At 69.8% G+C, this 25,491-nt stretch carries 20 protein-coding genes; 11 read left to right on the top strand and 9 right to left on the bottom strand.

Going from position 1 to position 25,491, the window contains the following annotated elements; translation table 11 throughout:
- Positions 1-45: 45 nt before the first annotated feature.
- Together VLK61_RS17795 and VLK61_RS17790 are read right to left on the bottom strand one after the other, a co-directional pair.
- A complete protein-coding gene (locus tag VLK61_RS17795) occupies positions 46-831 on the bottom strand; it encodes an NAD-dependent epimerase/dehydratase family protein (protein ID WP_325422957.1) in 786 nt (261 codons plus the stop codon).
- 28 nt (positions 832-859) lie between these two features.
- Positions 860-1,276 carry a nuclear transport factor 2 family protein gene (locus tag VLK61_RS17790; protein WP_325422956.1) on the bottom strand — a complete coding sequence of 139 codons (417 nt, stop codon included), beginning with the start codon at positions 1,274-1,276 and terminating at the stop codon, positions 860-862.
- Between the two features lie 99 nt (positions 1,277-1,375).
- Between VLK61_RS17790 and VLK61_RS17785 the strand changes: the two genes are divergently transcribed.
- From VLK61_RS17785 to VLK61_RS17765, 5 genes are all read left to right on the top strand, one after another.
- Entirely contained in the window at positions 1,376-1,858 is a 483-nt protein-coding gene (locus VLK61_RS17785) for a MarR family winged helix-turn-helix transcriptional regulator (protein WP_325422955.1), read from the top strand.
- Positions 1,859-1,938: 80 nt separating this feature from the next.
- Positions 1,939-3,897: a UvrD-helicase domain-containing protein gene (locus VLK61_RS17780; protein WP_325422954.1), complete on the top strand. Its 1,959-nt coding sequence runs from the start codon at positions 1,939-1,941 to the stop codon at positions 3,895-3,897.
- Complete coding sequence (locus VLK61_RS17775) at positions 3,894-5,150, top strand: lipoprotein-releasing ABC transporter permease subunit (RefSeq protein ID WP_325422953.1); 1,257 nt, start codon at positions 3,894-3,896, stop codon at positions 5,148-5,150. The genes VLK61_RS17780 and VLK61_RS17775 overlap by 4 nt, the downstream gene beginning before the upstream one ends.
- A complete protein-coding gene (gene lolD, locus VLK61_RS17770) occupies positions 5,143-5,829 on the top strand; it encodes a lipoprotein-releasing ABC transporter ATP-binding protein LolD (RefSeq protein ID WP_325422952.1) in 687 nt (228 codons plus the stop codon). Before VLK61_RS17775 ends, lolD begins: the two co-directional genes overlap by 8 nt.
- A gap of 117 nt (positions 5,830-5,946) precedes the next feature.
- Positions 5,947-7,776 carry a GGDEF domain-containing protein gene (locus VLK61_RS17765; protein WP_325422951.1) on the top strand — a complete coding sequence of 610 codons (1,830 nt, stop codon included), beginning with the start codon at positions 5,947-5,949 and terminating at the stop codon, positions 7,774-7,776.
- Positions 7,777-7,877: 101 nt separating this feature from the next.
- Here VLK61_RS17765 and VLK61_RS17760 read toward each other — a convergent pair whose 3' ends face one another.
- The 4 genes from VLK61_RS17760 to VLK61_RS17745 are packed head-to-tail and all read right to left on the bottom strand — an operon-like array spanning position 7,878 to position 11,957.
- Positions 7,878-8,909 (bottom strand): VWA domain-containing protein, encoded by a 1,032-nt coding sequence (locus VLK61_RS17760; protein WP_325422950.1) that lies wholly within the window; start codon positions 8,907-8,909, stop codon positions 7,878-7,880.
- Positions 8,906-9,901 carry a DUF58 domain-containing protein gene (locus tag VLK61_RS17755; protein WP_325422949.1) on the bottom strand — a complete coding sequence of 332 codons (996 nt, stop codon included), beginning with the start codon at positions 9,899-9,901 and terminating at the stop codon, positions 8,906-8,908. The genes VLK61_RS17760 and VLK61_RS17755 overlap by 4 nt, the downstream gene beginning before the upstream one ends.
- Entirely contained in the window at positions 9,898-10,896 is a 999-nt protein-coding gene (locus tag VLK61_RS17750; RefSeq protein ID WP_325422948.1) for an AAA family ATPase, read from the bottom strand. The genes VLK61_RS17755 and VLK61_RS17750 overlap by 4 nt, the downstream gene beginning before the upstream one ends.
- 29 nt (positions 10,897-10,925) lie before the next feature.
- Positions 10,926-11,957, bottom strand: a complete 1,032-nt coding sequence (locus VLK61_RS17745; RefSeq protein ID WP_325422947.1) for a S1C family serine protease — start codon at positions 11,955-11,957, stop codon at positions 10,926-10,928.
- A 120-nt stretch (positions 11,958-12,077) separates the two neighbouring features.
- On the opposite strand from VLK61_RS17745, the gene VLK61_RS17740 reads away from it, so the two are divergent.
- Positions 12,078-12,914, top strand: a complete 837-nt coding sequence (locus tag VLK61_RS17740; RefSeq protein WP_325422946.1) for a TatD family hydrolase — start codon at positions 12,078-12,080, stop codon at positions 12,912-12,914.
- Here VLK61_RS17740 and VLK61_RS17735 read toward each other — a convergent pair.
- Positions 12,911-14,110 (bottom strand): helix-turn-helix domain-containing protein, encoded by a 1,200-nt coding sequence (locus tag VLK61_RS17735; RefSeq protein ID WP_325422945.1) that lies wholly within the window; start codon positions 14,108-14,110, stop codon positions 12,911-12,913. The genes VLK61_RS17740 and VLK61_RS17735 overlap by 4 nt on opposite strands.
- Before the next feature lie 117 nt (positions 14,111-14,227).
- Here VLK61_RS17735 and VLK61_RS17730 point away from each other — a divergent pair, with 117 nt between their 5' ends.
- On the top strand, positions 14,228-16,378 hold the full coding sequence (locus VLK61_RS17730) for a PQQ-dependent dehydrogenase, methanol/ethanol family (RefSeq protein ID WP_325422944.1): 2,151 nt from the start codon (positions 14,228-14,230) through the stop codon (positions 16,376-16,378).
- A 63-nt stretch (positions 16,379-16,441) separates the two neighbouring features.
- On the opposite strand, the gene VLK61_RS17725 is transcribed toward VLK61_RS17730, so the two are convergent.
- Both VLK61_RS17725 and VLK61_RS17720 read right to left on the bottom strand, forming a co-directional pair.
- Complete coding sequence (locus tag VLK61_RS17725) at positions 16,442-18,547, bottom strand: TonB-dependent receptor family protein (RefSeq protein WP_325422943.1); 2,106 nt, start codon at positions 18,545-18,547, stop codon at positions 16,442-16,444.
- Between the two features lie 8 nt (positions 18,548-18,555).
- A complete protein-coding gene (locus VLK61_RS17720) occupies positions 18,556-19,365 on the bottom strand; it encodes a mechanosensitive ion channel family protein (protein ID WP_325422942.1) in 810 nt (269 codons plus the stop codon).
- Positions 19,366-19,389: 24 nt separating this feature from the next.
- On the opposite strand from VLK61_RS17720, the gene VLK61_RS17715 reads away from it, so the two are divergent.
- The 4 genes from VLK61_RS17715 to VLK61_RS17700 all read left to right on the top strand — a co-directional run bounded on the left by VLK61_RS17715 (position 19,390) and on the right by VLK61_RS17700 (position 25,464).
- Positions 19,390-19,932 carry a DNA-deoxyinosine glycosylase gene (locus tag VLK61_RS17715; RefSeq protein ID WP_325422941.1) on the top strand — a complete coding sequence of 181 codons (543 nt, stop codon included), beginning with the start codon at positions 19,390-19,392 and terminating at the stop codon, positions 19,930-19,932.
- Positions 19,929-20,711, top strand: a complete 783-nt coding sequence (locus tag VLK61_RS17710; protein ID WP_325422940.1) for a spermidine synthase — start codon at positions 19,929-19,931, stop codon at positions 20,709-20,711. The genes VLK61_RS17715 and VLK61_RS17710 overlap by 4 nt, the downstream gene beginning before the upstream one ends.
- Positions 20,712-20,741: 30 nt before the next feature.
- Entirely contained in the window at positions 20,742-23,117 is a 2,376-nt protein-coding gene (locus tag VLK61_RS17705; protein ID WP_325422939.1) for an ATP-binding protein, read from the top strand.
- Positions 23,118-23,229: 112 nt separating this feature from the next.
- Entirely contained in the window at positions 23,230-25,464 is a 2,235-nt protein-coding gene (locus VLK61_RS17700) for a putative bifunctional diguanylate cyclase/phosphodiesterase (RefSeq protein WP_325422938.1), read from the top strand.
- Positions 25,465-25,491 lie beyond the last annotated feature (27 nt).

Raw genomic sequence — 25,491 nt, 5'->3', positions numbered from 1 at the left:
AACGCGTAAGGGCTGTCCCGAGGTCGGAACAAGGAGAGAAGACGATCACGTGGATCGATCGAACGGCGTGTGCGCAGGCGCCCAGCCCAGGGCGCGGAGCTTTGTATTGCTCGTCCGGAACGACCTGATCCACTGGGTGTCGCCGCTCGCCGGCAGGTCTACGGCTGCCTGGGCCGCAGCACGCGCGTAAAGTTCGCGCAGCCGCAAGGGCGTGTCGTCGCAAACGATGTACGCCTCATGCGGGCGGCCGTGCTCGAGGATGTGAATCAAGGCGCTCGCGTAGTCCTCCACATGCGCGGGTGTCAGCCAAGCATTGCCGTCGCCCGGCATGCGAAAAGCGGGATTCCGCACTTCTTCCAGCCAGCGCTCCTCGCGTCCGGTGCCGGGCCCATAGAAGAATCCACCGCGCACGGAACGCACGTCCAGGGGTGAAGCACACAGCAGCGCCTCCATGTCGAAGGCGGAGGCCAGGACGGCATAACCCTCGATGGGATCGTCCTCGGTCTGCGGCCGGTCATCCGCCGCGCAATGGAGCATCGCAACACTCTGCTGAAGCACGGTTCTGACGCCGGCAGCCTCGCACGCGGCCAGCACATGGGCGGTTCCCTCGCGCCGGATGCGATCGTTGAGCGCCCAGTCGCCGCGCCCACCCGGCGTGGGAATCGACGTGGCGAGATTGACCAGCGCGTCGCAGCCCTCGACCAAGGTTCCGAGCGTGCCTGGCTCCAGCACGTCGACCCGCTGCAGCGCCAGCGAATGGCCGGCAGTCTGCGCTTTCGCGACGAAGGCGCGGCCTGCCACGCCGGTCGCGCCGATCACTGCGATCTTCATGCCGGATGCTCCATCGACGATGTCGCGATCACGGCTTGGCTGCGATCTGGTCGAGCAGCGTCTTGCGGTCGTAGTAGAAGCGCTCGCCCGACATCAGCCCGTCGCGAAAACTGACGACGATCACCAGTGGCAGATCGATGGGTCGTCCAGAAGCCGGGATGCCCCGGTAGCTGCCTTGGTGGGTGCCGACAAAGTGCGTCTCGACGATCAGGCAGTCGCCAGACGGCACATGCAATCGGCTGCCGGACGGCACGTTCGCGAAGGCCGTCCACCATTCATGGTAGTAGGCGCGCACGGCCTCCCGCCCGCGGTGCGTCTCGCCCGATGGCATGTCCTCGAAGAGGCAGTCTTCGGTGAGCGTCGCGAGCGTGCCCGCCATGTCGAACGTGGTTTCCGCCGAGACGTGCCGACGCAGGATGGCCTCGTTGAGGGGATCGAGCTGCATGTGAATGAGTCCGGGTTGCCAAGGGATGCGAGACAATATCAGCCTGCTGATAACAAATCAACAGGCTGATAAGACAATGCGGCGTGATACGCTGTGCCAATGGCAAAACCCGCCTCGCCCCGACAGCCGCCCGCCATTGGCGAAGGCAAGCGCGGCGACACGGGGCACATCGCCTATCTGCTGCGCCAGGCGCAGGCCGCGGTGCGCCTGGCGCTCGACACGCAACTCGCCGCGAGCGGGATGACGACGCCGCAGTTCCTGGTGCTCAACCTGCTCGACGCCTATCCCGGTGCTTCAGGCGCCGACTTGGCGCGCATCGCACAGCTCACGCCGCAAACCATCAACCTGATCGTGCGAAAGCTCGAGGAAGAGGGCTTGATCGAGCGAAACAACCACGAAACCCACGGGCGCGTGCTTCGCATGGACATCACGAAAGCCGGCAAGCTGCGGCTGCGCCAGTGCAAGCGACTCGCGGACGACATCGAGCACCAGCTCCTCGCTCTTGCGGATGCCCAGACGCAGGCGGTCGTGCGGCGCTGGCTGGTCGATGTGGCGATGAAACTGAGCGCCGGCCAGCCCTGAAGCGCCCCAGGACCGCGTGGTCGCCGGTCGCTGACACCGTCGCCGTCAAGCCGGCGTGGGTCTGCTAGCCTTGACCCATCATGAACATCGCAACGCGTTTCGGCCGGCTCTCGCCCAGCGAGGAACAGCAGGCCGTGTTGCGCTCTGCGGCGCAGTACAAGGTGATCGAGGCCGCGGCCGGCGCCGCCAAGACCACCACGCTGGCACTGTGCATCGCACAGGCGGTGGCGCAGCGTGTACCCGCCGCGCGCATCCTGGCGCTCACCCACACCCCCGCAGCGGTGCAGGCCATGGCCGCGGCGCTGGACACCGTGGGCATCACCGGCGCGCTGCGCCAGGTGCTGCGCAAGCAGGCCGTCGTCGACTTCGACAACTTCAGCCGGGCCGTGCTGGACCGCTGCCTGGGTCCGGTGCCGCAGCGCTGCAGCGACCGTGAGCAGCTGCGCCCGTTCCTGCAGCAGGCCGCCGATGCGGTGCGCGACGACGAGGACGAAGCTTTTCCGCAGGACATCGATGCCGCGGCCTTCGGCGACCACGAAGGCCTGCTGAATGCCTTCGCCCGCCTGAAGGGCCGCATGGCCTGGTGGCGCGAGCGGCTGGACCGCCGCCTGAGCCCCGAGCTGGCCGCCGAACTCGGCGAGAGCTACACCGCTTTGCGCGTGTTCCAGCATTACGAACAGCTGCTGCGCTGGTCGCCGCGGGAAGAGGCCTTCATGTTCCGTGGCCCGGGCGACGCGGTCTATGACCTGGCCAGCCTGTTGCACAACGGTGAGCTGGAGCCGCGCGTGCTGGGCCACTTCGACCTCGTGCTGGTCGACGAGATGCACGACACGAACTGGGCCATGTTCACCGTGCTGCAACACCTGCTGGTGCATGCCAATCCGGCGGCGCGCTTCGTCGGCGTGGGCGATGCGGACCAGGTGATCCACACGGCGGCCTGCGCCGACGCGGGCTTCATGCGCGAGCACTTCGATGGCTGGATCGCCGTGCGCGGACCGACCGCCTTGCGGCTGAGCCGCTCCTACCGCTACGGGCCGGCGCTGGCCCGCGCGGCGCAGGCGGTGGCGGGCAAGCCGTGTGCATCGGCGCTGGGCCGTGACACGGCCATCGAGCTGCTGTCCTTGCCGCTGGCCTCGGCCGACATGGAACTGGCCCTGCAGCTGGAGCGGCTGATCAAGCACGACGGTGTCAACCCCGGCGACCTGGCCGTGCTGCTGCGGCAGCCGCACCAGTCGGTGGGGTTGGAACATGCGCTGCTGCGTCGCGGCGTGCCCTACCGCTCGGTCGGCATGATGCGCTGCCTGGCGCGGCCGGCGGTGCTTTTCGTCTGGGGCCTGGTGGCGCTGGCGAGCGATGCGCTGGCCGGTGTCGACGCGCCCGCCACGCGCCACGCGATGCTGGCCGCAATGGCCCGCTTCCTCGGCGTCGAGCCCGACCTGGCGGCGCTGAAGACCGCCGCCGCGGGCAACGACTACGACCTGCGGCACTACGCCCGCAACCAGCTCGTCGGCGCCGCCGATGGGGAGTTCGCGCGGCGTGCCGAGGCCTTCATGGTCCGCTGCCTGCAGCCGCTGACGGTCGACACCGCGCCTGAGCTGATGCAGCTGCTGGGCGCCGAGGGGCTGGCCCGGCGCTGCTTCGTGCGGCGGGCCGATGCGCAGGACGCGATGCTGGACATGCAGGCCACGCTGGACTTGCTGTGCGCCGAGCGCGACGGCGTGCCGGCCTTTCTGCGCACGCTGAATGCCCATGACCAGCTGGCGCAGCAGCACCGGGCAGATGTGCGCTGCGTGCGCCTGGACACCATCGAAGCGGTCAAGGGCCTGGAGTTCGAGCAGGTCTGGATGCCGGGGCTGGACGCCGCCAGCTTCGAGATCGCTGCCGACGATGCGCTGGAAAGCAACCTGTTCTACGTCGGCATCACCCGTGCGCGGCAGCGCCTGGTGCTGATCCACGATGCGACGCAGCCGGCCGGCAAGCCGCTGCAGCGGCTGGCCCAGGGGCAAGCGGGCGGGCCTGCTAGCATCGCCTCCCCATGAATTGGCCCTACGAATGGCAGATCGGCTGGCGCTACACCCGCGCCGGTCGCGCCGGGCGGCGCAACGGTTTCATCTCCTTCATCTCGGCGATCTCGATGGTGGGCATCGCGCTGGGCGTGGCGGCGCTGATCATCGTGCTCAGCGTGATGAACGGCTTCCAGAAGGAGGTGCGCGACCGCATGCTGGCGGTGATCTCGCACATCGAGGTCTTCGAACGCGACGGCGTCGCCTTGCCCGATTGGCGGGCGACAGCAGCCAAGGCGCGCGAGAACACCGCGGTGGTCGGTGCCGCTCCGTTCATCGCCGCGCAATCGCTGATCGCGCGTGGCGACGAGATGCGCGGCACCATCGTGCGCGGCATCTCGCCGCCGGAAGAAGCCACCGTCACCGAGATCGGCGCCAGGCTGCGCGACAGCACGCTGGCCCAGCTGCAGCCGGGCGCCTGGAAGATCGTGCTCGGCATCGAGCTGGCGCGGCAGCTGCGCGTGAAGGAGGGCGATTCGATCACCATCGTCGCGCCCGGCGGCCAGGTCACGCCGGCCGGCGTGGTGCCGCGGCTGAAGGCCTTCACGGTGGCCGGCACCTTCGAGGCCGGCCACTACGAATACGACAGCGGCCTGGCGCTGATCCATGTCGACGATGCGGCCAAGCTCTACCGGCTGGAAGGGCCGAGCGGCGTGCAGTTGAAATTGAAGGATCCGCAGACCGCGCGTGAAGTGGCTTTCCAGCTGGCCACCCGCATCGGCCCCGGCTTGGTGGTGCGCGACTGGACCCGCACCAACCGCAACTGGTTCGACGCGGTGCAGATCGAGAAACGCATGATGTTCATCATCCTGACGCTGATCGTCGCGGTGGCCGCTTTCAACCTCGTCTCGACGCTGGTGATGACGGTGACCGACAAGCGCGCCGACATCGCCATCCTGCGCACGCTGGGCGCCAGCCCGCGTTCGGTGATGGGCATCTTCGTCGTGCAGGGCGCCACCAGCGGCATCATCGGCACGGCGCTGGGCGTCACGCTGGGGCTGCTGGTGGCGGTGAACATCGATGTCATCGTGCCGGCCATCGAGCGGCTGCTGAACGTGAGTTTCCTGCCCGGCAGCATCTACCTGATCAGCCGCATGCCAAGCGATCCGCAGATGGCCGACATCCTGCCGATCGGCGTGATCTCGCTGCTACTGGCTTTCGTCGCGACGCTGTACCCGAGCTGGCGCGCCAGCCGCGTCAACCCGGCCGAGGCGCTGCGCTATGAATGAACCGCGTGAGCCGGTGATCCACTGCCAGGCGCTGAACAAGCGCTTCACCGAAGGCGGGCTCGATGTGCAGGTGCTGCAAGGCATTGATCTCGCGGTGCAGGCCGGCGAGACGCTGGCCATCGTCGGCGCCTCGGGCTCGGGCAAGAGCACGCTGCTGCACCTGCTGGGTGGCCTGGACGCACCCACCGCCGGCCGCGTCGACCTGATGGGCCGCGAGCTGACGGCGATGGACGCCGCCGCCAAGGGCCAGTGGCGCAACCTGCACCTGGGTTTCGTCTACCAGTTCCATCACCTGCTGCCGGAGTTCACCGCGCTGGACAACGTGGCGATGCCGCTGCGCATCCGCCGCCGCAGCGTGCACGATGCGCAGACCGCGGCGCGTGCGATTCTGGAACGCGTGGGCCTGGGCCCGCGTGTGGCGCACCGGCCTTCCGAGCTGTCCGGCGGCGAACGCCAGCGCGTGGCGATTGCCCGCGCGCTGGTCACGCAGCCAGCCTGCGTGCTGGCCGACGAGCCCACCGGCAACCTCGATCGCGGCAGCGCCGATGCGGTGTTCGAACTGATGCTGGCGATGGCGCGAGAACGGGGCACGGCCTTCGTGCTGGTGACGCACGACCCGGGGCTGGCGGCGCGCTGCGGCCGGGCGCTGCGGCTGGAGCAGGGCCACCTGAGCGGCTGAAGGCCGGAGCTGCGGCGCTCGGAATTCCGGCTTTCCCGCCGCGCCGTGGCGGCGTAGCATGCAGTACGCGTTGGGGTGGATGATGATGTACTGCCCGCTTGCCGATGGGGTGACGTGATGCGCCAGGTCTGGCGATGGTTCGTCACGATCGGCGGCTTGGCCTTGCTGGCCCTGGCCGCGTGGGCGTCGGCCCCGGCGGCAGCCTCGGCATCTGCGGCAGCATCGGCAGATGCAGCGGGGGCCTCGCCTGCCGCGGGCAGCCCCGCCGTGCGGGTGCTGATGCTGGCCAGCTTCGACAAGGACCTGCCCTCGCAGCGCCACCTCGAAGAAGGCCTGGCGACGGTGCTGGCACCGCAGGCGGGCCGGCATGCGCTGTTTGTCGAGTACCTCGATGCGGCACGCACCGATCCGGCCGCGCAGCAGTACACCATGGCGCCCTACCTGAGCGCGAAGTACGGATCCCTGGGCATCGGCGTGGTGGTGGCCACCAGCACGCAGGCAGCCGACTTTCTGGCAAGCCAGCGTGGCCTGTTGCCGCAGGCGCGGCGCATCTACGTCGATGTACCGGCCGTTGCGGCCGATCGCATCCGTGCGCAGGAGCCGGCGGCGATGGTGATCGCCGTGCAGTCCAACTACCCGGCCTCGATCCGCGAGGCGATGCGCCTGCTGTCGCCGCGCCGGCTGGTGGTGGTCGGCGAGGCGCGTGATGCTGCCGCCCGCGAGCGGCTGGCGCAGTTCCGCCAGGCTGCGGCGCAGGTGCTGCCGCCCGAGTTGGCGCTGGACTACTGGATCGACCTGCCGCTGGCCGAACTGCTGCAGCGCAGCGCCCAACTCGGCGAGGGCAGTGCGCTGTACTACCTGCTGTGCTTCCAGGACGGCAAGGGCGCGCTGCTGACACCCTACGAAGTGGCCCGCCGCATCACCGAACGGGCCAGCGTGCCCATGGTTTCGCAATGGGAGACGCTGGTCGGCAGCGGCGTGGTCGGCGGCTACGTGGTCAGCCAGCGCCTGCTGGGCGAGCACATCGGCCGGGCGCTGCTGGCCGGGCCGGCCGTGGCCGGCCAGGTGATGCCGGCGGCCGAGGGCATGCGCCATGTCTACGATTGGCGCCAGCTGAGGCGCTGGGGGCTGGACGTGCAGGCCCTGCCGGCCGGCAGCGTGCTGATGTTCCGCGAGCCCTCGGTGTTCGAGCTTTACCGCGGCACCATCTTCAGCGTGGTCGCCGTCATCGCCGGGCTGCTGGTGATGCTGGGGCTGCTGCTGGCCTCCAACCGGGCGCGCCAGCGGGCGCTGGCCGAGCTGGCTGCCGAACGCAGCTCGCTGGCCCGGCGCGTGGCCCAGCGCACCGCCGAGCTCGACGACCGGCTCGCCGAGCTGGCCCGCCGCAACGACGACCTGACCCGCGCGAAGACCCAGCTCGCGCTGCTGGCCAACACCGACGGGCTGACCGGCCTGGCCAACCGCCGCCATTTCGACGAAGTGCTGGATCTGGAGCTGCGGCGCCTGCAGCGCAGCGCCGGCAGCCTGTCGCTGCTGATGCTGGACGTGGACTGCTTCAAGGCCTACAACGACCACTACGGCCACCTCGAGGGCGACCGCTGCCTGAAGGCCATTGCCGGCCTGCTGGCTGCGGCCTGCCGGCGCCCGGCCGATATGGCCGCTCGTTTTGGCGGAGAGGAATTCATCCTGCTGCTGCCGGAAACGCAGCTGCCCGGCGCCCAGGCGCTGGCCCAGCATCTGATGCACGAGCTGGCCCTGCTGGATCTGCCGCATGCGGCCTCCACCGTGGCCGAGCAGGTGACGCTGAGCATCGGCGTGCTCAGCCTGCCCTGCGAGCCGGCCACAACAGCAGCCCGGCTACTGCAGATGGTCGATGCACAGCTTTACCGCGCGAAGAGCGAGGGTCGCAACCGCATGGCCTGCCCGCCGGTCGGCGTGCCGGCTTGAGCGCGCCTCTGGCAAGCCGCGGCTGCGCCGCGCGTCGGCGGCAGTTCGGGATCAGGCCGGTGCTCGGGCGGCCGGCGCAGAGGTCAGCGACTGACCGGGGCTCACATCACGCGGCCGAACCACCAGACGCTGAGGCCCGCCGCCAGCACCGCCAGCAAGGCGCCGGCCGCGGCGAACAGCGCCGTGACCTCGGTTTCCTTGGTCTCGACGACCAGCCGGCTCGACAGGCCCTGGTAGACCTGCTTCAGGTCTTCCGCGGTGCCGGCGTAGAAGTAGTTGGCGCGGGTGAACGCGGCGATGGCCTTCAGCGTGTCTTCGTCCAGCCGCACGCGCATGCTCCAGCCTTCGAAGCCGATGATCTCGCCGTTCTTGGTGCCCACGCCCACGGTGTAGATGCGCACGCCGCGCTCGGCGGCCATCTTGGCGGCCTCCATCGGGTCGGGGCCGGTGGTGCGCTGGCCGTCGGTGAGCAGGATCACGGCCGCCGAGTTGTACGAGCCGGGCTCGACCGGCTTGAATTCCTTGGCCAGCTTCTTGTCGCCGGGCGAGGGCGGCATGTTGCGCGCGCCGGTGATCTGCGACAGGTCGATGCCGTCTTCCGGGAACAGCGTGGCCAGCGACAGCACGATGCCCGAGCCGATGGCCGTGCCGCGCTGCAGCTGGAAGCGGTCGATCGCGGCGACCACGTCCTCGCGGCTGAAGGTGGGCGCCTGCACCACCGCGGCGGTGCCGGCGAAGGACACCACGCCGATGCGCACGCTGCGCGGCAGGCCGGCGACGAAGGCCTTGGCCGCTTCCTGCGAGGCCACCAGCCGGTTGGGCTGCACATCGGCCGCGCGCATGCTGCCCGAGACATCCATCGCCAGGATGATGGTCTCCTGCTGCGACGGCAGCTTCAGCACCGCCATCGGCCGCGCACTGGCCAGCAGCAGCACCGCCACGGCCATCAGCAGCAGCAGCGGCGGCACATGGCGTCGCCAGCCCGGGCCCTTGCCCATGGCCTGCTTGACCAGCGCGACGCTGGCAAAGCGCACGGTGTTCTTCTTGCGCCGGTGCAACAGCCAGAAGTACAGCGCCACCAGCGCCGGCACCAGCAACAGCAGCCACAGCAACTCCAACCACTGGAAACTCATCGCGCGCCTCGACCGTTCGTGTCTTCCCAAGCGCTTGAAAGCCGCTCGGGGGGTGTTCTCAATGCCGCCGGCATGCGTGTGCCCACCGGCACCCGCAGGCGCTGGCGGCGCAGCGCGACGAAGCGCAGCAGCGCTGCCAGCAGATCGTCGTTGGTGGCCAGCTCCAGCGTGTCCACGCCGGCTCGCGCGAGGTTCGTGCGCAGCGTGGCTTCATGCTCGGCGGCCAGCGCCTCGAAGCGCTCGCGGAAGCCGGGCTCGTGCGTGTCGACAAACACCTGCTCACCGCTTTCGGCGTCTTCGATCGACACCAGCCCGACATCGGGCAGCGTCATTTCCAGCGGGTCGTACAGCCGCACCGCCAGCACCTCGTGGCGGCGCGCCAGCCGGCCGAGCGAATCGGCCCAGCCGGGCGTGCTGATGAAGTCCGACACCACGAACACCAGCGAGCGCCGCTTGATGATGGTTTCGGCCGAGCGCAGCAGGTCGGCCAGTACGGTTTCGCGGCCGGCCTGCTTCACCCCGGGCTGGCGCATGCGGGCCAGCAGGCCCAGCACATGCGGCCGGCCGACACCCGGAGGCAGCACCGCGATCGGCCGCTCCGGCCCCTGGCGGCCATAGAGCAGTGCGCCGACCCGGTTGCCGTGCCGCGTCAGCAGCCGCGCCAGCACCGTGACGAAGCCTTCGGACACCGCGAGCTTGGTGCGATCGTCCGAGCCGAAATCGACGCTGCCGGTCAGGTCCAGCAGGAACCAGGCGGTGAGTTCGCGGTCTTCGGTGAACTGGCGCACATGCGGGATTTGCAGCCGCGCGGTGACGTTCCAGTCGATGTGGCGCACATCGTCGGCATGCTGGTATTCGCGCAGGTCGGCCAGGTCCAGCCCGGTGCCGCGCCACAGCGTGCGGTAGTCGCCCTGCAGCAGGCCATCCAGCCGCCGCAGCACCGTCCATTCCAGGCGGCGCAGCAGTTGCTCGGGCGTGGCTTGGTCGCTCATTGCGGGTGCTGCATCGGTTTCGGTGGTAGCGCGATGCGGGCCATTACGCGTTCGATCAACGCATCGGGCGTCAGGCCCTCGGCCAGCGCTTCGTAGGACAGCACCAGCCGGTGGCGCAGCGTGTCGGCGGCCAGCGCGGTCAGGTCTTCGGGTAGCACGTAGCCGCGGCCGCGCAGGTAGGCCAGCGCGCGGCTGGCTTCGATCAGCGAGATGCTGGCCCGCGGGCTGGCGCCGAAGCTGAGGTACTTGCTCAGCTCGGGCATGCCGTGCTGCTCGGGCCGGCGCGTGGCACCGACCAGTTTCACGGCATAAGTGATCAGGCTGGGGTCGACATAGACCTTGCGGCATTCCTGCTGCAACTCGGCCAGCTGGCTGGTGGTCGCCACCGCTTCCACGGTGACCGGCGGGCCGATCACGCGTTCGACGATGACGAACTCCTCGTCGTCGTTCGGGTAGTCGACCAGCACCTTCATCATGAAGCGGTCGACCTGCGCCTCGGGCAGCGGGTAGGTGCCTTCGGTCTCGATCGGGTTCTGCGTGGCCATCACGACGAAGGGCGAGGGCACGCGGTGCGACTCGCCGGCAATCGTCACCTGGCGTTCCTGCATCACCTCCAGCAGCGCACTCTGTACCTTGGCTGGTGCACGGTTGATTTCGTCGGCCAGCAACAGGTTCGCGAACACCGGGCCCAGCGTGGTGCCGAACTCGCCGGTCTTCTGGTTGTAGATGCGTGTGCCCACCAGGTCGGCCGGCACCAGGTCGGGCGTGAACTGGATGCGCTTGTAGCTGCCGCGCAGCGTCGCGGCCAGCGTGCGCACGGTGAGTGTCTTGGCCAAGCCCGGCACGCCTTCCACCAGCAAATGGCCCTGCGCCAGCAGCGCGACCATCACGCGTTCGAGGAAGCGGTCCTGCCCGACGACGACACGCTTGACCTCGTAGAGGATGCGCTCCATCAGGGTCGCGGCTTCGGGGGCGGAGGAAGTGGGTGAAGTCATGCGATGGGCATTGAAGGAGTGAAGGGGGCTCAGAACGGCGGCATGCCGACCGCGGCGGCAGCGTTTTCGATCGGCACCGCAAATCCGATGCCAATGAAGGTGCGCTGCTGGTTCGGGTTCATGATCGCGGTGACGATGCCGACCACGTGGCCGTCCAGCGTGACCAGCGGGCCGCCGGAATTGCCGGGGTTGGCGGCGGCGTCGAACTGGATCAGGTTGGACAGGCTGCGCTGGCCCTCGGGCGAGCGGAATTCGCGCTTCAGGCCCGACACCACGCCCTGCGAGGCCGAGGGCCCGATGCCGAACGGGAAGCCGACGGCCACCACTTCGTCGCCGGGCGACAGGCCAGCGGTGGAGCGCAGCGTGGCGGCATGCAGGTCGTCGGGAATGGTCTTGGCGCGCAGCACCGCGAGGTCGTTCTCCGGCTGCAGGCTGACGATCACCGCCTCCGATTCACTGCCGTCGAAAAAGCTCACCGTGATGCGGTTGGCGTGCGCCACCACGTGCAGGTTGGTCAGGATCAGCCCGTTGTCGACGATGACCACGCCGGTGCCGACGCTGCGGCCTTCTTCGTCCTGCGCCTTGTCGGCCGGCGTGTTGCCCGGCTTGGCGCCGGTCTTGGCCGCCGAGGCCGGCAGCTTGGCGGACTTGGCGGCCGTGGCCGGCGCTGCCGCCACGGTGTGCTCGCCGATCACGCGCACCACCGACGGGATCACCGCCGCATAGGCCGCGGCGGCGGCGGACGCCAGTGGCTCCTTGGCAATCGATTCACGCATCGCCGCATCGATCTGCTCGACGCTGAGCGGCGGCTTGACCTTCAGCGTCCAGGCCGGCCAGCCGGCGATCAGGGCCAGCAGCAAGGCGCCGATCAACCAGAGCTTGCGTTCATGGCGCTGGCGCCACGGGCGGCGCGGCGGTGGCGGCCGGGCAGAGCCGGAGGATGCCGTCTCGGCATGCTGCGCGGCCGGGGCCGCCGTGGCCGGCGCCGACGACCCGGTGGTCGCCAGCGAGGCTGGCTCCGGGCGCTGCGGCGTGCGACTGTACAAGGGCGTTCGGGCCATGCTTGCCAGCTCCCGCAGCCTGAAGCAGGCTGCATCGCGCCACACTACCACGACCGCCAAACCTTGTGCTGCACTCGGACAGCTTTGCCGCGCCAGCAGTCACGCAGGCATCATCGCCGGATGAGCAGCGGCTGGATCGACACCCATTGCCACCTCGACGCGCCGGAGTTCGAGGCTGACCGCGACGCGGTGGTGGCCCGTGCCCGCGCGGCCGGCGTCACGATGCAGGTGCTGCCGGCGGTGATGGCGGCGAACTTCGACACGGTGCGGCAGCTGGCCCACCAGCACGGGCTGGCATATGCCCTGGGCATCCATCCCTTGTGCACGGGCCAGGCGCTGGACGAGGACCTGGACCGGCTGGCGCAAGCGCTGCAGCAGCACCGGGACGACCCGCGGCTGGTGGCCGTCGGCGAGATCGGCCTGGACCACTTCGTGCCCGGGCTGGACCCGGTGCGCCAGGAACGTTTCTACCTGGCGCAGCTGAAGCTGGCGCGCGACGCCGGGCTGCCGGTGATCCTGCATGTGCGGCGCTCGGCCGATGGCTTGTTGAAAGGCCTGCGCCGCATCGAGGGCAGCGGTGGCATCGTGCATGCCTTCAACGCCAGTGCGGTGCAGGCGCAGCAGTTCGTCGACCGGGGCTTCCGGCTCGGCTTCGGGGGCGCGATGACCTTCGAGCGCGCGCTGCAGATCCGCCGGTTGGCAACCAGCCTGCCCGAGACCGCGCTGGTGCTGGAGACCGATGCGCCGGACATTCCACCGCACTGGCTGTACCGCAGCGCTGAACAGCGCGCGGCCGGCGAGACATCGCGCAACGAGCCGGCCGAGTTGCCGCGCATCGCGCAGACGCTGGCCACGCTGCGCGGCTGGACCCTCGAGCAGACCGCCGCGCTCACCCGCGCGAATGCCGCTGCGGCCTTGCCGCGACTGGCCGCCTTGCTGCCGGCGAGCGGCGCCTAACCGTCCTCGCGCAGCCGGCGGTAGAGCAAGCCGCGCGACACGCCCAGGCGGCGCGCAGTTTGCGAGACGTTGCCGTGGCACTCGGCCAGCGTCAGGTCGATCAGTTGCCGGTTCAGCTGCGCCAGCGTGGCTGCCGAGGGCAGCGGCTTCGCGGTGTCGGTGGCGATGGGCGCGGCCGCCGGGCTGGGCGCCAGCGGCGTGCGCGCGTCGTCTTCGGCTTCGCCCTGGCCGTCGCCCAGGTCGCGGTACTCGGCCTGCATCCACACCGTCAGCCCATTGGGCAGCAGCAGCGGCTGCGGCGTGTGCAAGGCGCTGCGGGCCAGCACCTGTTCGACGCTGCAGCCGAGCAGTTCGTCGGCCTTGAACTGGCGCGCATCGCTGGCGTTCACGCCCACCAGCGCCGCGGCCAGGCCATTGAGCCAGCTGATGCGCCCGCCTTCGTCCACCGCAGCCAGCCCGGCGCCCGGCGTCTGCAGTGCGGCGGCCGAGCTGTGCAGGCGCAGCAGCACCTGCTGGCGGGTCTGCGCGATGCGCAGGTTGTTCTCGATCGTGCCGGCGTAGGCCTGCACCAGCCATAACGCATCGAAGCCGAAGGGCTGCGATTCGATCGACAGGTCGAGCACCGCCACCACCACGCCATGGCGGTTGCGGATCGGTGCGGCGACGCAGCGCATGTCACGCAGCGCATCGTAGAAATGTTCGCTGACGCCCACTGCGCAGTTGGCGCCGGTGCGGGCGGCCACGGTCGGCGCGGTGGTGCCCACCAGCAGCTCGCCCAGGTGCACGCCGGTGCGGCAGGAGGCCTTGACCAGCGGGCTGTCGTCCGGGCCGGCCGGCGTCACGCGCAGCAGCACGCCGTCGCGGTCGGCGAGCAACACCTTGCAACGGCTGCGCGCAACCATGGCCTGCAATTCATCGAAGGGCCGCCGCGCCGCCTTCAGCAGCACATGGTCGCGCCCGGCCAGGTAGCTCACCTTGCTGCGGCTGACCGGTTCGAACGCCGGGCGCTGCTCGGGCCGCAGACCCGATTGCAGGCAGCGCTGCCAGGAGTGCCACACCGCGTCGGGCACCTGCCCCGCCGGTGGCACGCCTTCGCCGAAGAAGCGCTGCCGGGCCCGTGCGCTGCGCTGCACATCGGAGCCGGCGGCGGGATGCCAGGGCAGGGCGGTCGGTGCAGGGGGACTGCTGCGTTGCATGGCGGCCTTGTGTCGAGACAGAACAGTTCGGGATGCGGGATTCCCCGAGATTGGACCCGGCGGGGATTGGCGGGATGCTCCCCTGTGGAACCTGCAGACCCACCCGAGGAGATGATGATGAGATCACAGTCGCACGCGGCTCGCCATGCGCGTTGGTACGGAGTCCGGCTGGGCGCCGCAGTGGTGTCGCTGGCCGGCGCGCTGGCGCCGCCGGCGCTGGCCGCACCGCCTGCCAAGGGCTCGCCCGAGCACATCCGCGCGGTCACCGGCCGCATCGACGGCGCGGCGATCCGCGCCAACGCCAAGTCGACGGCGGACTGGCCCAGCCACGGGCTGGACTACGCCGAAACCCGCTTCTCCAAGCTGACGCAGATCAACGCCGGCAACGTCAAGGACCTCGGGCTGGTGTGGTCGTATAACCTCGAATCGACGCGGGGCGTCGAGGCCACGCCGCTGGTGGTGGACGGCATCATGTACGTCACCGCGTCGTGGAGCATCGTGCACGCGGTGGATGTGCGCAGCGGCCAGCGCCTGTGGACCTACGACCCCCAGGTCAAGCGCGAAGGCGGCTACAAGGGCTGCTGCGACGTGGTCAACCGCGGCGTCGCGTTGTACCAGGGCAAGGTCTTCGTCGCGGCCTACGACGGCCGGCTGATCGCGCTGGACGCAGCCAGCGGCAAGGTGGCCTGGGAGCAGGACACCATCATCGACCGCAAGTTCTCCTACACCATCACCGGCGCGCCGCGGGTCTACAAAGGCAAGGTGATCATCGGCAACGGCGGCGCCGAGTACGGCGTGCGCGGCTACATCACGGCCTACGACGCGGCCAGCGGCAAGCAGGCCTGGCGCTGGTTCACCGTGCCGGGCGACCCGGCCAAGCCTTTCGAAAACGAGGCCATGGCCAAGGCCGCCAAGACCTGGGACCCCTCAGCCAAGTACTGGGAAAGCGGCGGCGGCGGCACGGCCTGGGACACGATGAGCTTCGACCCCGAGCTGAACCTGATGTACATCGGCACCGGCAACGGCTCGCCGTGGGCGCGCGGCAAGCGCAGCCCGGCCGGCGGCGACAACCTGTACCTGGCGTCGATCGTCGCGCTGAACCCGGACACCGGCAAATACGTCTGGCACTACCAGGAGACGCCGGGCGACAACTGGGATTTCACGTCGACCCAGCCGATGATCCTGGCCGACCTGAAGATAGCCAACAAGCCGCGCAAGGTGATCCTGCATGCGCCGAAGAACGGCTTCTTCTTCGTCATCGACCGCAAGAGCGGCCAGCTGATCTCGGCCGAGAAGTTCACGCCCGAGGTCAACTGGGCCAGCGGCTACGGCAAGGACGGCCGGCCGATCGAGACGCCGATCGCGCGTGTGGCCGACCGGCCGCGCGAGATCACGCCCAGTGCGTACGGCGCACACAACTGGCATTCGATGTCGTTCAACCCGGCGACCGGGCTGGTCTACCTGCCGGTGCAGAACATCCCGGTCAACCTGATGGACAACAAGGACTGGAAGTTCAACGGCGTGCGCCCCGGCGAGCCGCACAGCGGCATGGGCTGGAACCTGGCCATGTTCGCCAACGTCGAGCCGCCGCAGACCAAGCCCGCCGGCCGCCTGGTGGCCTGGGACCCGGTGCAGCAGAAGGCCGCCTGGCAGCACGAGCATGTGTCGCCGTGGAACGGCGGCACGCTGAGCACCGCCGGCAACCTGGTGTTCCAGGGCACCGCCGACGGCCGCCTGGTGGCCTACAACGCGGCCAGCGGCGACAAGCTCTGGGAAACGCCGACCGGCACCGGCGTGGTCGCCGCGCCCACCACCTACCTCGTCGACGGCAAGCAGTACGTGTCGGTCGCCGTGGGCTGGGGCGGTGTCTACGGCATCACCGCACGCGCCACCGACAAGCAAAGCCCGGGCACGGTCTACACCTTCGCGGTGGGCGGCACGGCCAAGGCGCCGGACTTCGTCGCCTACAAGCTGGGCAACCTGCTGCAGGGCGTCAAGTACGACCCGAACCACTACAAGGAAGGCACCTCGCTCTACGTCAGCAACTGCGTGTTCTGCCACGGCGTGCCGGGCGTGGACCGCGGCGGCAACATCCCGAACCTGGGCTACTCGGCCGCCGACGTCATCAGCAACCTCGACAAGTTCGTCTTCAAGGGCCCGTTCATGAACAACGGCATGCCCGACTTCACCGGCAAGCTGACGGCCGAGGAGGTGGAGAAGGTCAAGGCCTTCATCCAGGGCACGGCTGACGCCATCAGACCCAAGTAGAGGAGGGGCCGCCTGGCCGCACTGGGCGGCCAGGCCACTGCCGGTGGACGCTCCGATATGGGTCTAGAACCGGTGCTGCCAGCGCACCGACAACAAGCCGCTGCGCGGTGCGCCGGGCTCGAAGAAGCGGCCGTTGGCGTCGTTGACGATCACGCTGCCGACATGCACGCGGTCGAAGACGTTGTCGACGCGGGCCAGCAGTTCCAGCGCATCGGCGCTGCCGAGTTCCAGCGTGTGGCGCCAGCGCAGGTTGGCCAGCGCGTAGCCGGCGGCGAAGTCGCTGTTGCTGTCGTTGACGGGGCTGCGGCCGATGGCGCGCCATTCCAGCGCCCATTCGCCGGGCACCCAGCGCGGGCGCCAGGCCAGTTCGGCGTACGCACTGGCGTTCTGCGTGCCGGCGATGCGGTTGCCGGCGGCCACCGGCACGCTGGGCGTGGTGCAGGGCACGCCGCTGCAGGCCAGGAAGGCGTCGCGGTAGGTGGCGTGCAGCCAGCTGGCCGCGGCCTGCAGGCGCAGATCGGCGCTGGCGCGCCACAGCAGCGAAAGTTCGGCACCTTCACGCCGCGTGCGGCCGACATTGCGGAAGCTCGAGCGGCCGCCGCTGTTGCTCATCACGCCGATTTCGTCGTCGACCGCGGCGACGAACACCGTGGCATCGAGTTCGATGAACTGGCCGCGTACTTTGCTGCCCAGCTCGAACTGCCGGCTGGTCTGACCCTTCAGGGTGTTGTTGAAGCCGGCCTGGTTGTCCGGCCGGTAGGCCAGTTCGCCCAGCGTGGGCGATTCGAAGCCGCGCGCCGCGCTGGCATGCAGCGCCCAGCCGGGGCGCGGCGTCCAGCGCAGGCCCAGCACCGGGTTGGTGTAGCGGTAGGTCAGCGCGCCGGAATCGTCGCCATTGCCCAGGAAGTGATCCTCGGTGCGCATGCGCACGCGGCCCGATCGCACGCCGCCGGTCAGCGCGATATCGTCGGCCAGCGGAACCTGCGACTGCGCAAACACTTCGCGCGTGCTGGCGCGGTTGCGTTCGTCGCGGCGCAGCCTGCCGTTGACACCCAGCACCTGATCGGCGCCGATGCCGGTGAAATTTTCGTAGCCCTGCCGGTCGTCGACCTGGTCTTCGGCGCTGAGGCCGGTGATCAGGTCGGCCGTGCCGATGCGCCAGCCCACGCGCGCTTCGGCACCGTGGTAGCTGCGGTCGAAGTCGACCAGCCCGCCACCGTGGCGCGGCGGCTGCTGCGTGGCCGGCGCGATGGCCTGCCACTGCGTGACGCCGCGCGATCCGTTGTAGACCATCAGCGCGGCCTCGCTCAGCACGCTGCGCTCGTCGAAGCTGTGCCGCCACTGCAGGCCCTCCTGCGTCTGGCGGATGGTCTTGCGGGTGTCGAACTGCAGCGCCTGCGGCGTGGTCTGGCGCGGGTCCGCCTCGAACTGCGCGCGGCTCAGGCCCAGCGGGTCCTGCGCCTGCTGGGTGTGGTCGGACAGGCGCAGCACCACGCTGTCGGCCCCTTGCTGCCAGCCCAGGCGCAGGTTGCCCAGGTGGCGCTTCGCACGGCTTTGCGGCCGGAAGCCGTCGGTCTCCATCGCCGAAAAACTGCCGCGCAGGTCGAAGCCCGCGCCCAGCGGCGTCGCCAGCCCGACGCGCGCCTGCCGCAGCCCGAAGCTGCCGGCATCGAGTGAGGCTTCTACCTGCGGCGAGCGCACCGGTGCGCTGAAGACCGCGATCACACCGCCCGAACTGTTGCCGTACAGCGCCGAGAACGGGCCGCGCAGCACTTCGATGCGCTCGGCACCGGCCAGGTCGAGGTGCGCCACCTGGCCCTGGCCGTCGGGCATCGTTGCCGGAATGCCGTCGGCATACAACCGCAGGCCGCGCACACCGAAGGCCGCGCGTGCGCCGAAGCCGCGTGAGCTGATCTGCAGGTCCTGCGCGTAGTTGTTGCGGTTGTTGACCACCAGCCCCGGCACCCGCGACATCACCTCGGACAGGTTGACCATAGCGCCGGCATCACGCAGTGCTTCGGCATCGAGCACCGAGATCGCGAACGGCGCGTCGATGATGCGCTGCGCGCGCGTCGACCCGGTGATGACGACAGGCTCGATCACGGTTTGCGCGCAGGCGCAGCCGCAGGCCAGGGCCAGCGGCGTCAGGACAAGTCGGAAGGCAGACATCGGCCGGCTCAGCGATTGCGCGGCGCGAGCGGCGTCTCGGGCACCGGGTAGCCCGCGGCACCGAAGGTCGAGACCACCGCCTTGTGGGTGTCGAAGTAGACCTGCCAGTAGTGGTCGGTGTGGGTGTAGGGCCGCACGCACAGCAGCGGGCCTTCGGGCGTGAAGCTCAGGATCTCGATGTCCGGCGCCGGCGTCGCCATCACGTTCGGGATCTTCGCGACGGACTCCTTCAACCGCGCGATCGCATCATTGGCATCGACGCTGTTGGCCACCTTCGCGGTGCAATCGACGCGCCGGTACGGCAGTGTCGAGTAGTTCTGGATGCTCTCGGAGAAGACCTTGTTGTTGCCGACGATCGTCAACACGTTGTCCGGCGTCACGATCGTGGTGCCGAACAGGCCCACTTCATGCACCGTGCCGGTGATGCCGCCGGCCTGCACGAAGTCGCCTACCTTGAAGGGCCGCAGCACCTGCATGAACACGCCGGCCGCAAAGTGCGTCAGCAGACCGCCCCAGGCCAGGCCGATGGCCAGCCCCGCACCGGCAAGCAGCGCCGCGAACGAGGTGGTGCGCACGCCGAAGATGTCCAGGATGGCCAGCACCAGCACCAGGTTCAGCACGACGTTCAGAATCGACGTCAGGTACTTGGCCAGCGTGGCGTCGATCTTCTTGCCGCGCGCCACCGCGGCATTGAAGCCGCGCAGCACCAGGCTGATGATCCAGCGGCCGACAATCCAGGCCGCCAGGGCGCCGAGCAGCTTCAGACCGAAGTCCACGCCCTGCGTGCTGAGAAAATTGACAATCGTTTCAACGTACATGCTGTGATCCTCCTCGGAACCTCTGTGGCCCGTCATTCCATCATTGCAGAGCGGCCCGGCCGTGACAAACCGAAGCCCTTGCTGCGCGGCCTGCCGCCGGTGCTGGCGCCGAACAGCCGGCTGATCGTGCTGGGCAGTTTCCCCGGTCAGGCCTCGCTGGCCGCGCAGCAGTACTACGCCCATCCACGCAACCAGTTCTGGCCCATTCTCGCTGCGCTGTGGAACGTGCCGCTGCCGGCCCTGCCGTACCCCGAGCGCCTGCAGGTGCTGCGCGAGCGTGGCCTGGCGCTGTGGGACGTCTATGCCGCGTGCCGGCGCGAGGGCAGTCTGGACTCGGCGATCGAGCACGCCGAACTCAACGACCTGGCGGGGCTGCGACAGGCGGCGCCGCAGCTGCAGGCCGTGGCCCACAATGGCGGCGAATCGGCGCGCTGCATGCGCATCACCGGCGCGCTGGGCTGGCCGGTGCACAAGCTGCCGTCCACCAGCCCGGCGAACGCCAGCTGGTCCTTCGAGCGCAAGCTGGCGGCCTGGCGCGATGTCTTCCAGCAACATGGGCTGCCATGAAACCCAAGAAACAACAAGCGCTGGCGGGCGCGACGATGTCCGAGTTCGACGGCGTGCGCTACCTGCACCTGGACAGCCCCTGGGTGCAGGGCGCCATGCGCATCCGCAAGCCACGCCACATCGAGCTGGAATACGTGCAGCGCATGATGGCCTGGATGCTGTGGCGGCCCACGGCCGAGCTGAGCGCCGGCCACGCGGTGCAGCTGGGCCTGGGCGGCGCCGCGATCACGCGCTTCACGCACCAGGTGCTGCGCATGAAGACCACCGCGGTCGAGATCAACCCGACGGTGATCGACGCCTGCCGGCTGTGGTTCCACTTGCCGGCCGACGACGCGCGGCTCAGCGTGCTGCAGGCCGATGCCGGCGCCTGGGTGGCCGATGCGGCGAACCTGCAGAGCGTGGACGTGCTGTGCGTCGACCTCTACGACCACGACGCCGCCGCGCCGGTGCTCGACGATGAAGCCTTCTATGCCGACTGCCGTAGCGTGCTGGCGCCGGGCGGCGTGATGACGGTGAACCTGTTCGGCCGCGACGCCAGCTTCGAGCGCAGCGCCGGCCACATCGCCGCGGCCTTCGGCGTGACGCAGGTGTGGCAGCTGGCGCCCACCAAGGAGGGCAACACCGTGGTCGTTGCCGCGCGCGATGTCGAGGTGCCCGACCGCGAGACCCTCACGGCGCGGGCAGACTTCATCGAAGTGCGCTGCGAGCTGCCGGCGCGCAAGTGGCTGCGATTGGTCAGGCCCTATCGGCCAAAAGAAGCGTCACATGCGACGACCTGAGACCCTGCTGCCGCACGGGAAAGCACGCCGATGAGACTGTTGCCGAAGATCGTGCTGGCCGTGCTGGCGCCGGTGCTGGTGGGCGGGGCCGGCGCGATGCTGATGCTGAACCTGCGCCTGCAGACCGAGCGCAGCACCGCGCTGGTGCTGGCCGAGAGCCAGCTGCGCCTGCGGGCCGTGGACATGGCGGCGCAGCTGCGGGCTCGCCGCGAGGCCTTGCGCCTGCTGGCCGCATCGCCCGTGCTGCAGGAGGGCGATGCCTTGGCCACCAGCGCCGCGCTGCAGGCCTGGTCCGGCCGCAGCAGCCTGTTCGACACCATCGCCTACCAGGCGCTCGACGAGCAGGGCCAGGCCGTCGGCGGCACGGCGACGCTGCCGCTCGATGCCTCGGAACTGGCTGCGCTGCAAGCGGGCCGGGATGACAGCCTGATCCGCCGCACGGGCGGCGAAGGCAGCCGAAGCGACAACCCGGGCGGCAACCCGGGCAACGACAACACCGGCACGGTGCCGCCAGGCCTGCAGCAGCTGGTGGCCGTGCGCAATGCCACCGGCGCGCTGGTCGGCGTGCTGGCGGGCGGCATGCAGCTGGCCGACGTGCTGTCGCCCGCTGCACTGCAGCCGGCCACGCCGGGCGTGCGCTGGGTGCTGCTGGACGGCCAGTCCCGGCTGCTGGCCGAGCCGCCGCCGGCCATCGGGGCGGCGCTGGCGGCGTCAGTCCCGGCCTCGGTCCCGGCATCGACCCCGGGCGAGGTGCCGGCGGCAAGCCTGGCCGCGGCCGTGGCCTCCGCGCCCTTGCCGCCGCGGGCCGTGGCCGCGGCGGTCGACAGCAGCGCCCGGGCGCTGCAGGCTCAGGACCTCCTTGTCGACGGCCGGCCCTACAAGCTGCTGCATGCGCCGATCATGGGCACCGACTGGCGCCTGGTCTACACGCAGCCGGAGGCCGTCTTCCATGCGCCCTTGCGCGGGCCGGTGCTGCGTGTGGCGGCGCTGCTGGGGGTGGTGCTGGCAATGGCCGTGCTCGGCGCCTGGTGGGTGCAGCGCCAGGTGGCGCGGCCGCTGGCCCGGCTGGCCGGCGCGCATGCCCGCGTGCAGGCCGGTGACCTGGCGGTGCGGGCGCCCGAGCACGGCCATGGCGAACTGGCCGACCTGGAGCGCTCGTTCAACCGCATGGCCGAGGCGCTGGCGACCGCCGAGAACAAGTTCCGCCGCATCTTCGAAGCCTTCCCGCACCCGGTGAGCCTGCACCGTCTGTCCGATGGTTGTTATGTCGACATCAACCCGGCCTTCGAGGCCAAGATCGGCCGCACGCGCGGCCAGATCATCGGCCGCAACGGCCTCGAGTTCGGGCTGGTCAGCCGCGACGACATCGAGGCGCTGAAGATCCCGGAGCTGCTCGGCACCGGGCGGCTCGACGACCTGACGCTGCCCGTCACCACCGCCACCGGCGAGCGCGTGTGGGCCCTGTACTCGTCGCGCCTGATCGAACTGGCGGGTGAGCCCGTGGCCCTGACCGTGGCCACCGACATCACGCCGATCAAGCTGGCCGAGGAGCGCCTGCGCCGCAGCGAGGAGGACTTGGAGGAACGCGTGGCCGCCCGCACACAAGAGCTCAGCGACGCGCTCGAAGGCCTGCGCCGGGCCCAGGCCGAGTTGGTGCGTGCCGAGAAACTGGCGTCGCTGGGCTCGCTGGTGGCCGGCGTGGCGCACGAGCTGAACACGCCGATCGGCAACGCGGTGATGGTGGCCAGCACGCTGGCCGACCAGCAGCGCGAGTTCGAGGCCGCGATCGCCGGCGGCCTGCGCAAGTCGACGCTGGACAGCTACCTCGGCACCGCGCGCGAGGCCGCGCAGGTGCTGGAGCGCAACCTGCAGCGCGCGGCCGAACTGGTGGGCAGCTTCAAGCAGCTGGCGGTGGATCAATCGAGCTACCAGCGCCGGCGCTTCGAGCTGGCCGAAGTGCTGCAGGAAGTGCTGCTGGCGCTGAGCCCGACACTGCGCCGCAGCGCGGTGGCGCTGCAGCATGAAGTGCCGGCCGGCCTGCTGCTGGACAGCTACCCCGGCCCGCTGGGCCAGGTGCTGGTGAACCTGATCAGCAATGCGCTGGTGCATGCCTTCGACGAAGGCGCGAGCGGCCTGATCACCGTGCGCGCCGGCCCCGCCGACGAGCCCGGGCAGATGCGCCTGCGCCTGGCCGACAACGGCCGCGGCATTGCCGAGCGCGATCTGGGCCGCGTCTTCGATCCCTTCTTCACCACGCGGCTGGGGCAGGGCGGCTCGGGCCTGGGCCTGCACATCGTCTACACGCTGGTCACCGAAGTGCTCGGCGGCCGCATCGAGGTGCACAGCACTGAAGGCAGTGGCACCGAGTTCGTGATCGATTTGCCGCTGAGTGCACCGGCGGCCTGACGAGGGCGGAAGACTGGTAGATGCCATGATCAGCGGCAGTGCGTCGGCACGTTACGATGAGTTTCCTGCCGATCGAACCTGCCCACCGCCCCCTGTGACACTGCCCGCCGACGTGCCCTCATCGTCCGACGCCGAAGCGTTCATTGACGTGCTGGACGACGATGGCTTGTCGCCCGAGCCGGCCGCGGGCGGCCCGCGCTGGAAGCTGCTGATCGTCGACGACGACGAGGACGTGCACCAGGCCACCGAACTGGCGCTGCGCGGCATCAGCATCGAAGGCCGCCCACTGCAGTTGCTGCATGCCCACTCGGCGGCGCAGGCCCATGCGCTGATCAGCGCCGATGCCGACATCGCGGTGCTGCTGCTGGACGTGGTGATGGAGTCGCCCGATGCCGGCCTGCGCCTGGTGCGCCAGGTGCGCGAGGACCTGGGCCGCCGCGCGCTGCGCGTGGTGCTGCGCACGGGGCAGCCGGGTTATGCACCCGAGATCGAGACCATCCGCAGCCACGACATCAATGACTACCGGACCAAGTCCGAACTCACGCGGGTGCGGCTGTACACCAGCCTGACCGCGGCGATCCGTTCGTACCGGCAGATCCTGGCGCTGGAGCAAACGCGCACCGGCCTGGAGATCGTCGTCTCGGCCAGCAACGAGCTCGGCCGCCAGCGCGGACTGCAGCGTTTTGCCGAAGGCCTGGTGACGCAGCTCAGCGCCTTGCTGGGCGTGCCGCCGGAAGGCCTGGTGTGTGCGCACGAGCCGTTCGACCGGCACGACAGCGCGCGCATCATCGCTGCCGCGGGTGAGTACCGCGAGCTGATCCATCGCCCGCTGGCCGAGCTGGCGCCCGGCCCGGTGCGCGACACCTTGCAGCACTGCCTGCAGGCACGCGCGCATGTGATGTCGCCGGCGCTGTGCCTGTACTTCAGCGCGTCGGGCGCGGCGGGCCGTGGCATGGCGGCCTTTGTCGATGCTGGTCAGCGCCTGGAGCCGCTGGACGAGCGCCTGCTGGCCGTGTTCTGCGCCAGCATGGCGGTGGCCTTCGAAAACGTGATGCTGTATGGGCAGCTGGTCGACTTCGCCTACCAGGACCAGTTGCTGCGCCTGCCCAACCGCAACCGCTTCATCGAGCTGATCACGCATCGCCTGCAGCGCCCGGACGGCGTAGCGCTGGCATTGGTCGACATCGATGACTTCGCGGCCATCAACGACACGCTGGGCCACCGCGTCGGCGACGAGGTGCTGCAGGCCGCCGCGCAACGGCTGACCGAGGCACTGGGCCCCGAGGTCGTGATCGCCCGCATCGGCGGCGACACCTTCGGCCTGCTGGGGCCTGAATCGGTGGTCAACCCCAACGTCATCGAGATCGCGTTTGCCGAGGTCGTCGAGGTGCAGGACGAGCGCATGCGCGTCTCCGCAACCATGGGCCTGGTGCGCTTGCAGCCTGATTCACCGCCCGGCGCCGAGCTGATCAAGGACGCGCACCTGGCGCTGAAGCAGGCCAAGCAGCATCGCCGCGGCGGCTCCTGCTACTTCAGCGAGCGCATGGGCATCGACGCACGCGAACGCATGCGCCTGCTGCGCAGCCTGCGTGGCGCCTTCGACGAGCGGCGGCTCTACGTGGCCTACCAGCCGCAGGTGGACCTGGCCAGTGGCCAGGTGCTGGGCGTCGAGGCGCTGATCCGCTGGCGGCTGGACGACGGCAGCTTCGTGCCGCCGGACCGCTTCATCCCGCTGGCCGAACGCTCGGGGCTGATCGTCGCGATCGGCGAGTTCGTGCTGCGCACCGCCTGCCATGCGCTGCACCGGCTGCACAGCCAAGGCCCTGCGGCGCTGCGCATGTCGGTCAATGTCTCGAAGTCGCAATTCACCGACCCCGACTTTCCGGACTCCGTGCGCCGCGCACTGCGCGATGCGCAGGTCGAGGCCAGGCACGTCGAGCTGGAGATCACCGAATCGGTGGCCGCCGACGACCTGGATTTCATCTTGAGCGTGCTGGCCGAATTGCGAAGCATCGGCGTGGCGCTGGCGATCGACGATTTCGGCACCGGTTATTCCTCGCTGAGCGCGCTGCGCCAGCTCGGCGCGCAGCGCCTGAAGATCGACCGCGCCTTCGTCAACGAGCTCGGCGAGCCGCCAGCCGATGGCGGCCCGCCGGGCAAGGGCAGCATCGCGCGCATGGTCGTCGACCTGGGCCGCGCGCTGGGCATGGAGGTGGTGGCTGAAGGCGTCGAGACCGAGGCCCAGCAAGACGCGCTGAAGGCGCTGGGCTGCCCCATCGGCCAGGGCTTCCTGTACGCCCGGCCGATGCCGGAGGATGAACTGCTGGGCTGGCTGGCGCGGCGCTGAGCGCCACGGCCGGCCACCGCTGAAGCC

This window comes from Aquabacterium sp. (assembly GCF_035476535.1).
Lineage (GTDB): Bacteria > Pseudomonadota > Gammaproteobacteria > Burkholderiales > Burkholderiaceae_C > Pseudaquabacterium.
Note: the sequence above shows the minus strand (reverse complement) of the source record. Positions and strands in the feature narration are given on the sequence as shown.

Coding starts and splice junctions, on each gene's coding strand:
- VLK61_RS17790 (WP_325422956.1), bottom strand. CDS start 1,276: ATGCAGCTCGATCCCCTCAACGAGGCCATCCTGCGTCGGCACGTCTCG.
- VLK61_RS17765 (WP_325422951.1), top strand. CDS start 5,947: ATGCGCCAGGTCTGGCGATGGTTCGTCACGATCGGCGGCTTGGCCTTG.
- VLK61_RS17740 (WP_325422946.1), top strand. CDS start 12,078: ATGAGCAGCGGCTGGATCGACACCCATTGCCACCTCGACGCGCCGGAG.
- VLK61_RS17735 (WP_325422945.1), bottom strand. CDS start 14,110: ATGCAACGCAGCAGTCCCCCTGCACCGACCGCCCTGCCCTGGCATCCC.
- VLK61_RS17710 (WP_325422940.1), top strand. CDS start 19,929: ATGAAACCCAAGAAACAACAAGCGCTGGCGGGCGCGACGATGTCCGAG.
- VLK61_RS17725 (WP_325422943.1), bottom strand. CDS start 18,547: ATGTCTGCCTTCCGACTTGTCCTGACGCCGCTGGCCCTGGCCTGCGGC.
- VLK61_RS17745 (WP_325422947.1), bottom strand. CDS start 11,957: ATGGCCCGAACGCCCTTGTACAGTCGCACGCCGCAGCGCCCGGAGCCA.
- VLK61_RS17785 (WP_325422955.1), top strand. CDS start 1,376: ATGGCAAAACCCGCCTCGCCCCGACAGCCGCCCGCCATTGGCGAAGGC.
- VLK61_RS17775 (WP_325422953.1), top strand. CDS start 3,894: ATGAATTGGCCCTACGAATGGCAGATCGGCTGGCGCTACACCCGCGCC.
- VLK61_RS17755 (WP_325422949.1), bottom strand. CDS start 9,901: ATGAGCGACCAAGCCACGCCCGAGCAACTGCTGCGCCGCCTGGAATGG.
- VLK61_RS17750 (WP_325422948.1), bottom strand. CDS start 10,896: ATGACTTCACCCACTTCCTCCGCCCCCGAAGCCGCGACCCTGATGGAG.
- VLK61_RS17705 (WP_325422939.1), top strand. CDS start 20,742: ATGAGACTGTTGCCGAAGATCGTGCTGGCCGTGCTGGCGCCGGTGCTG.
- VLK61_RS17720 (WP_325422942.1), bottom strand. CDS start 19,365: ATGTACGTTGAAACGATTGTCAATTTTCTCAGCACGCAGGGCGTGGAC.
- VLK61_RS17760 (WP_325422950.1), bottom strand. CDS start 8,909: ATGAGTTTCCAGTGGTTGGAGTTGCTGTGGCTGCTGTTGCTGGTGCCG.
- lolD (WP_325422952.1), top strand. CDS start 5,143: ATGAATGAACCGCGTGAGCCGGTGATCCACTGCCAGGCGCTGAACAAG.
- VLK61_RS17730 (WP_325422944.1), top strand. CDS start 14,228: ATGAGATCACAGTCGCACGCGGCTCGCCATGCGCGTTGGTACGGAGTC.
- VLK61_RS17780 (WP_325422954.1), top strand. CDS start 1,939: ATGAACATCGCAACGCGTTTCGGCCGGCTCTCGCCCAGCGAGGAACAG.
- VLK61_RS17795 (WP_325422957.1), bottom strand. CDS start 831: ATGAAGATCGCAGTGATCGGCGCGACCGGCGTGGCAGGCCGCGCCTTC.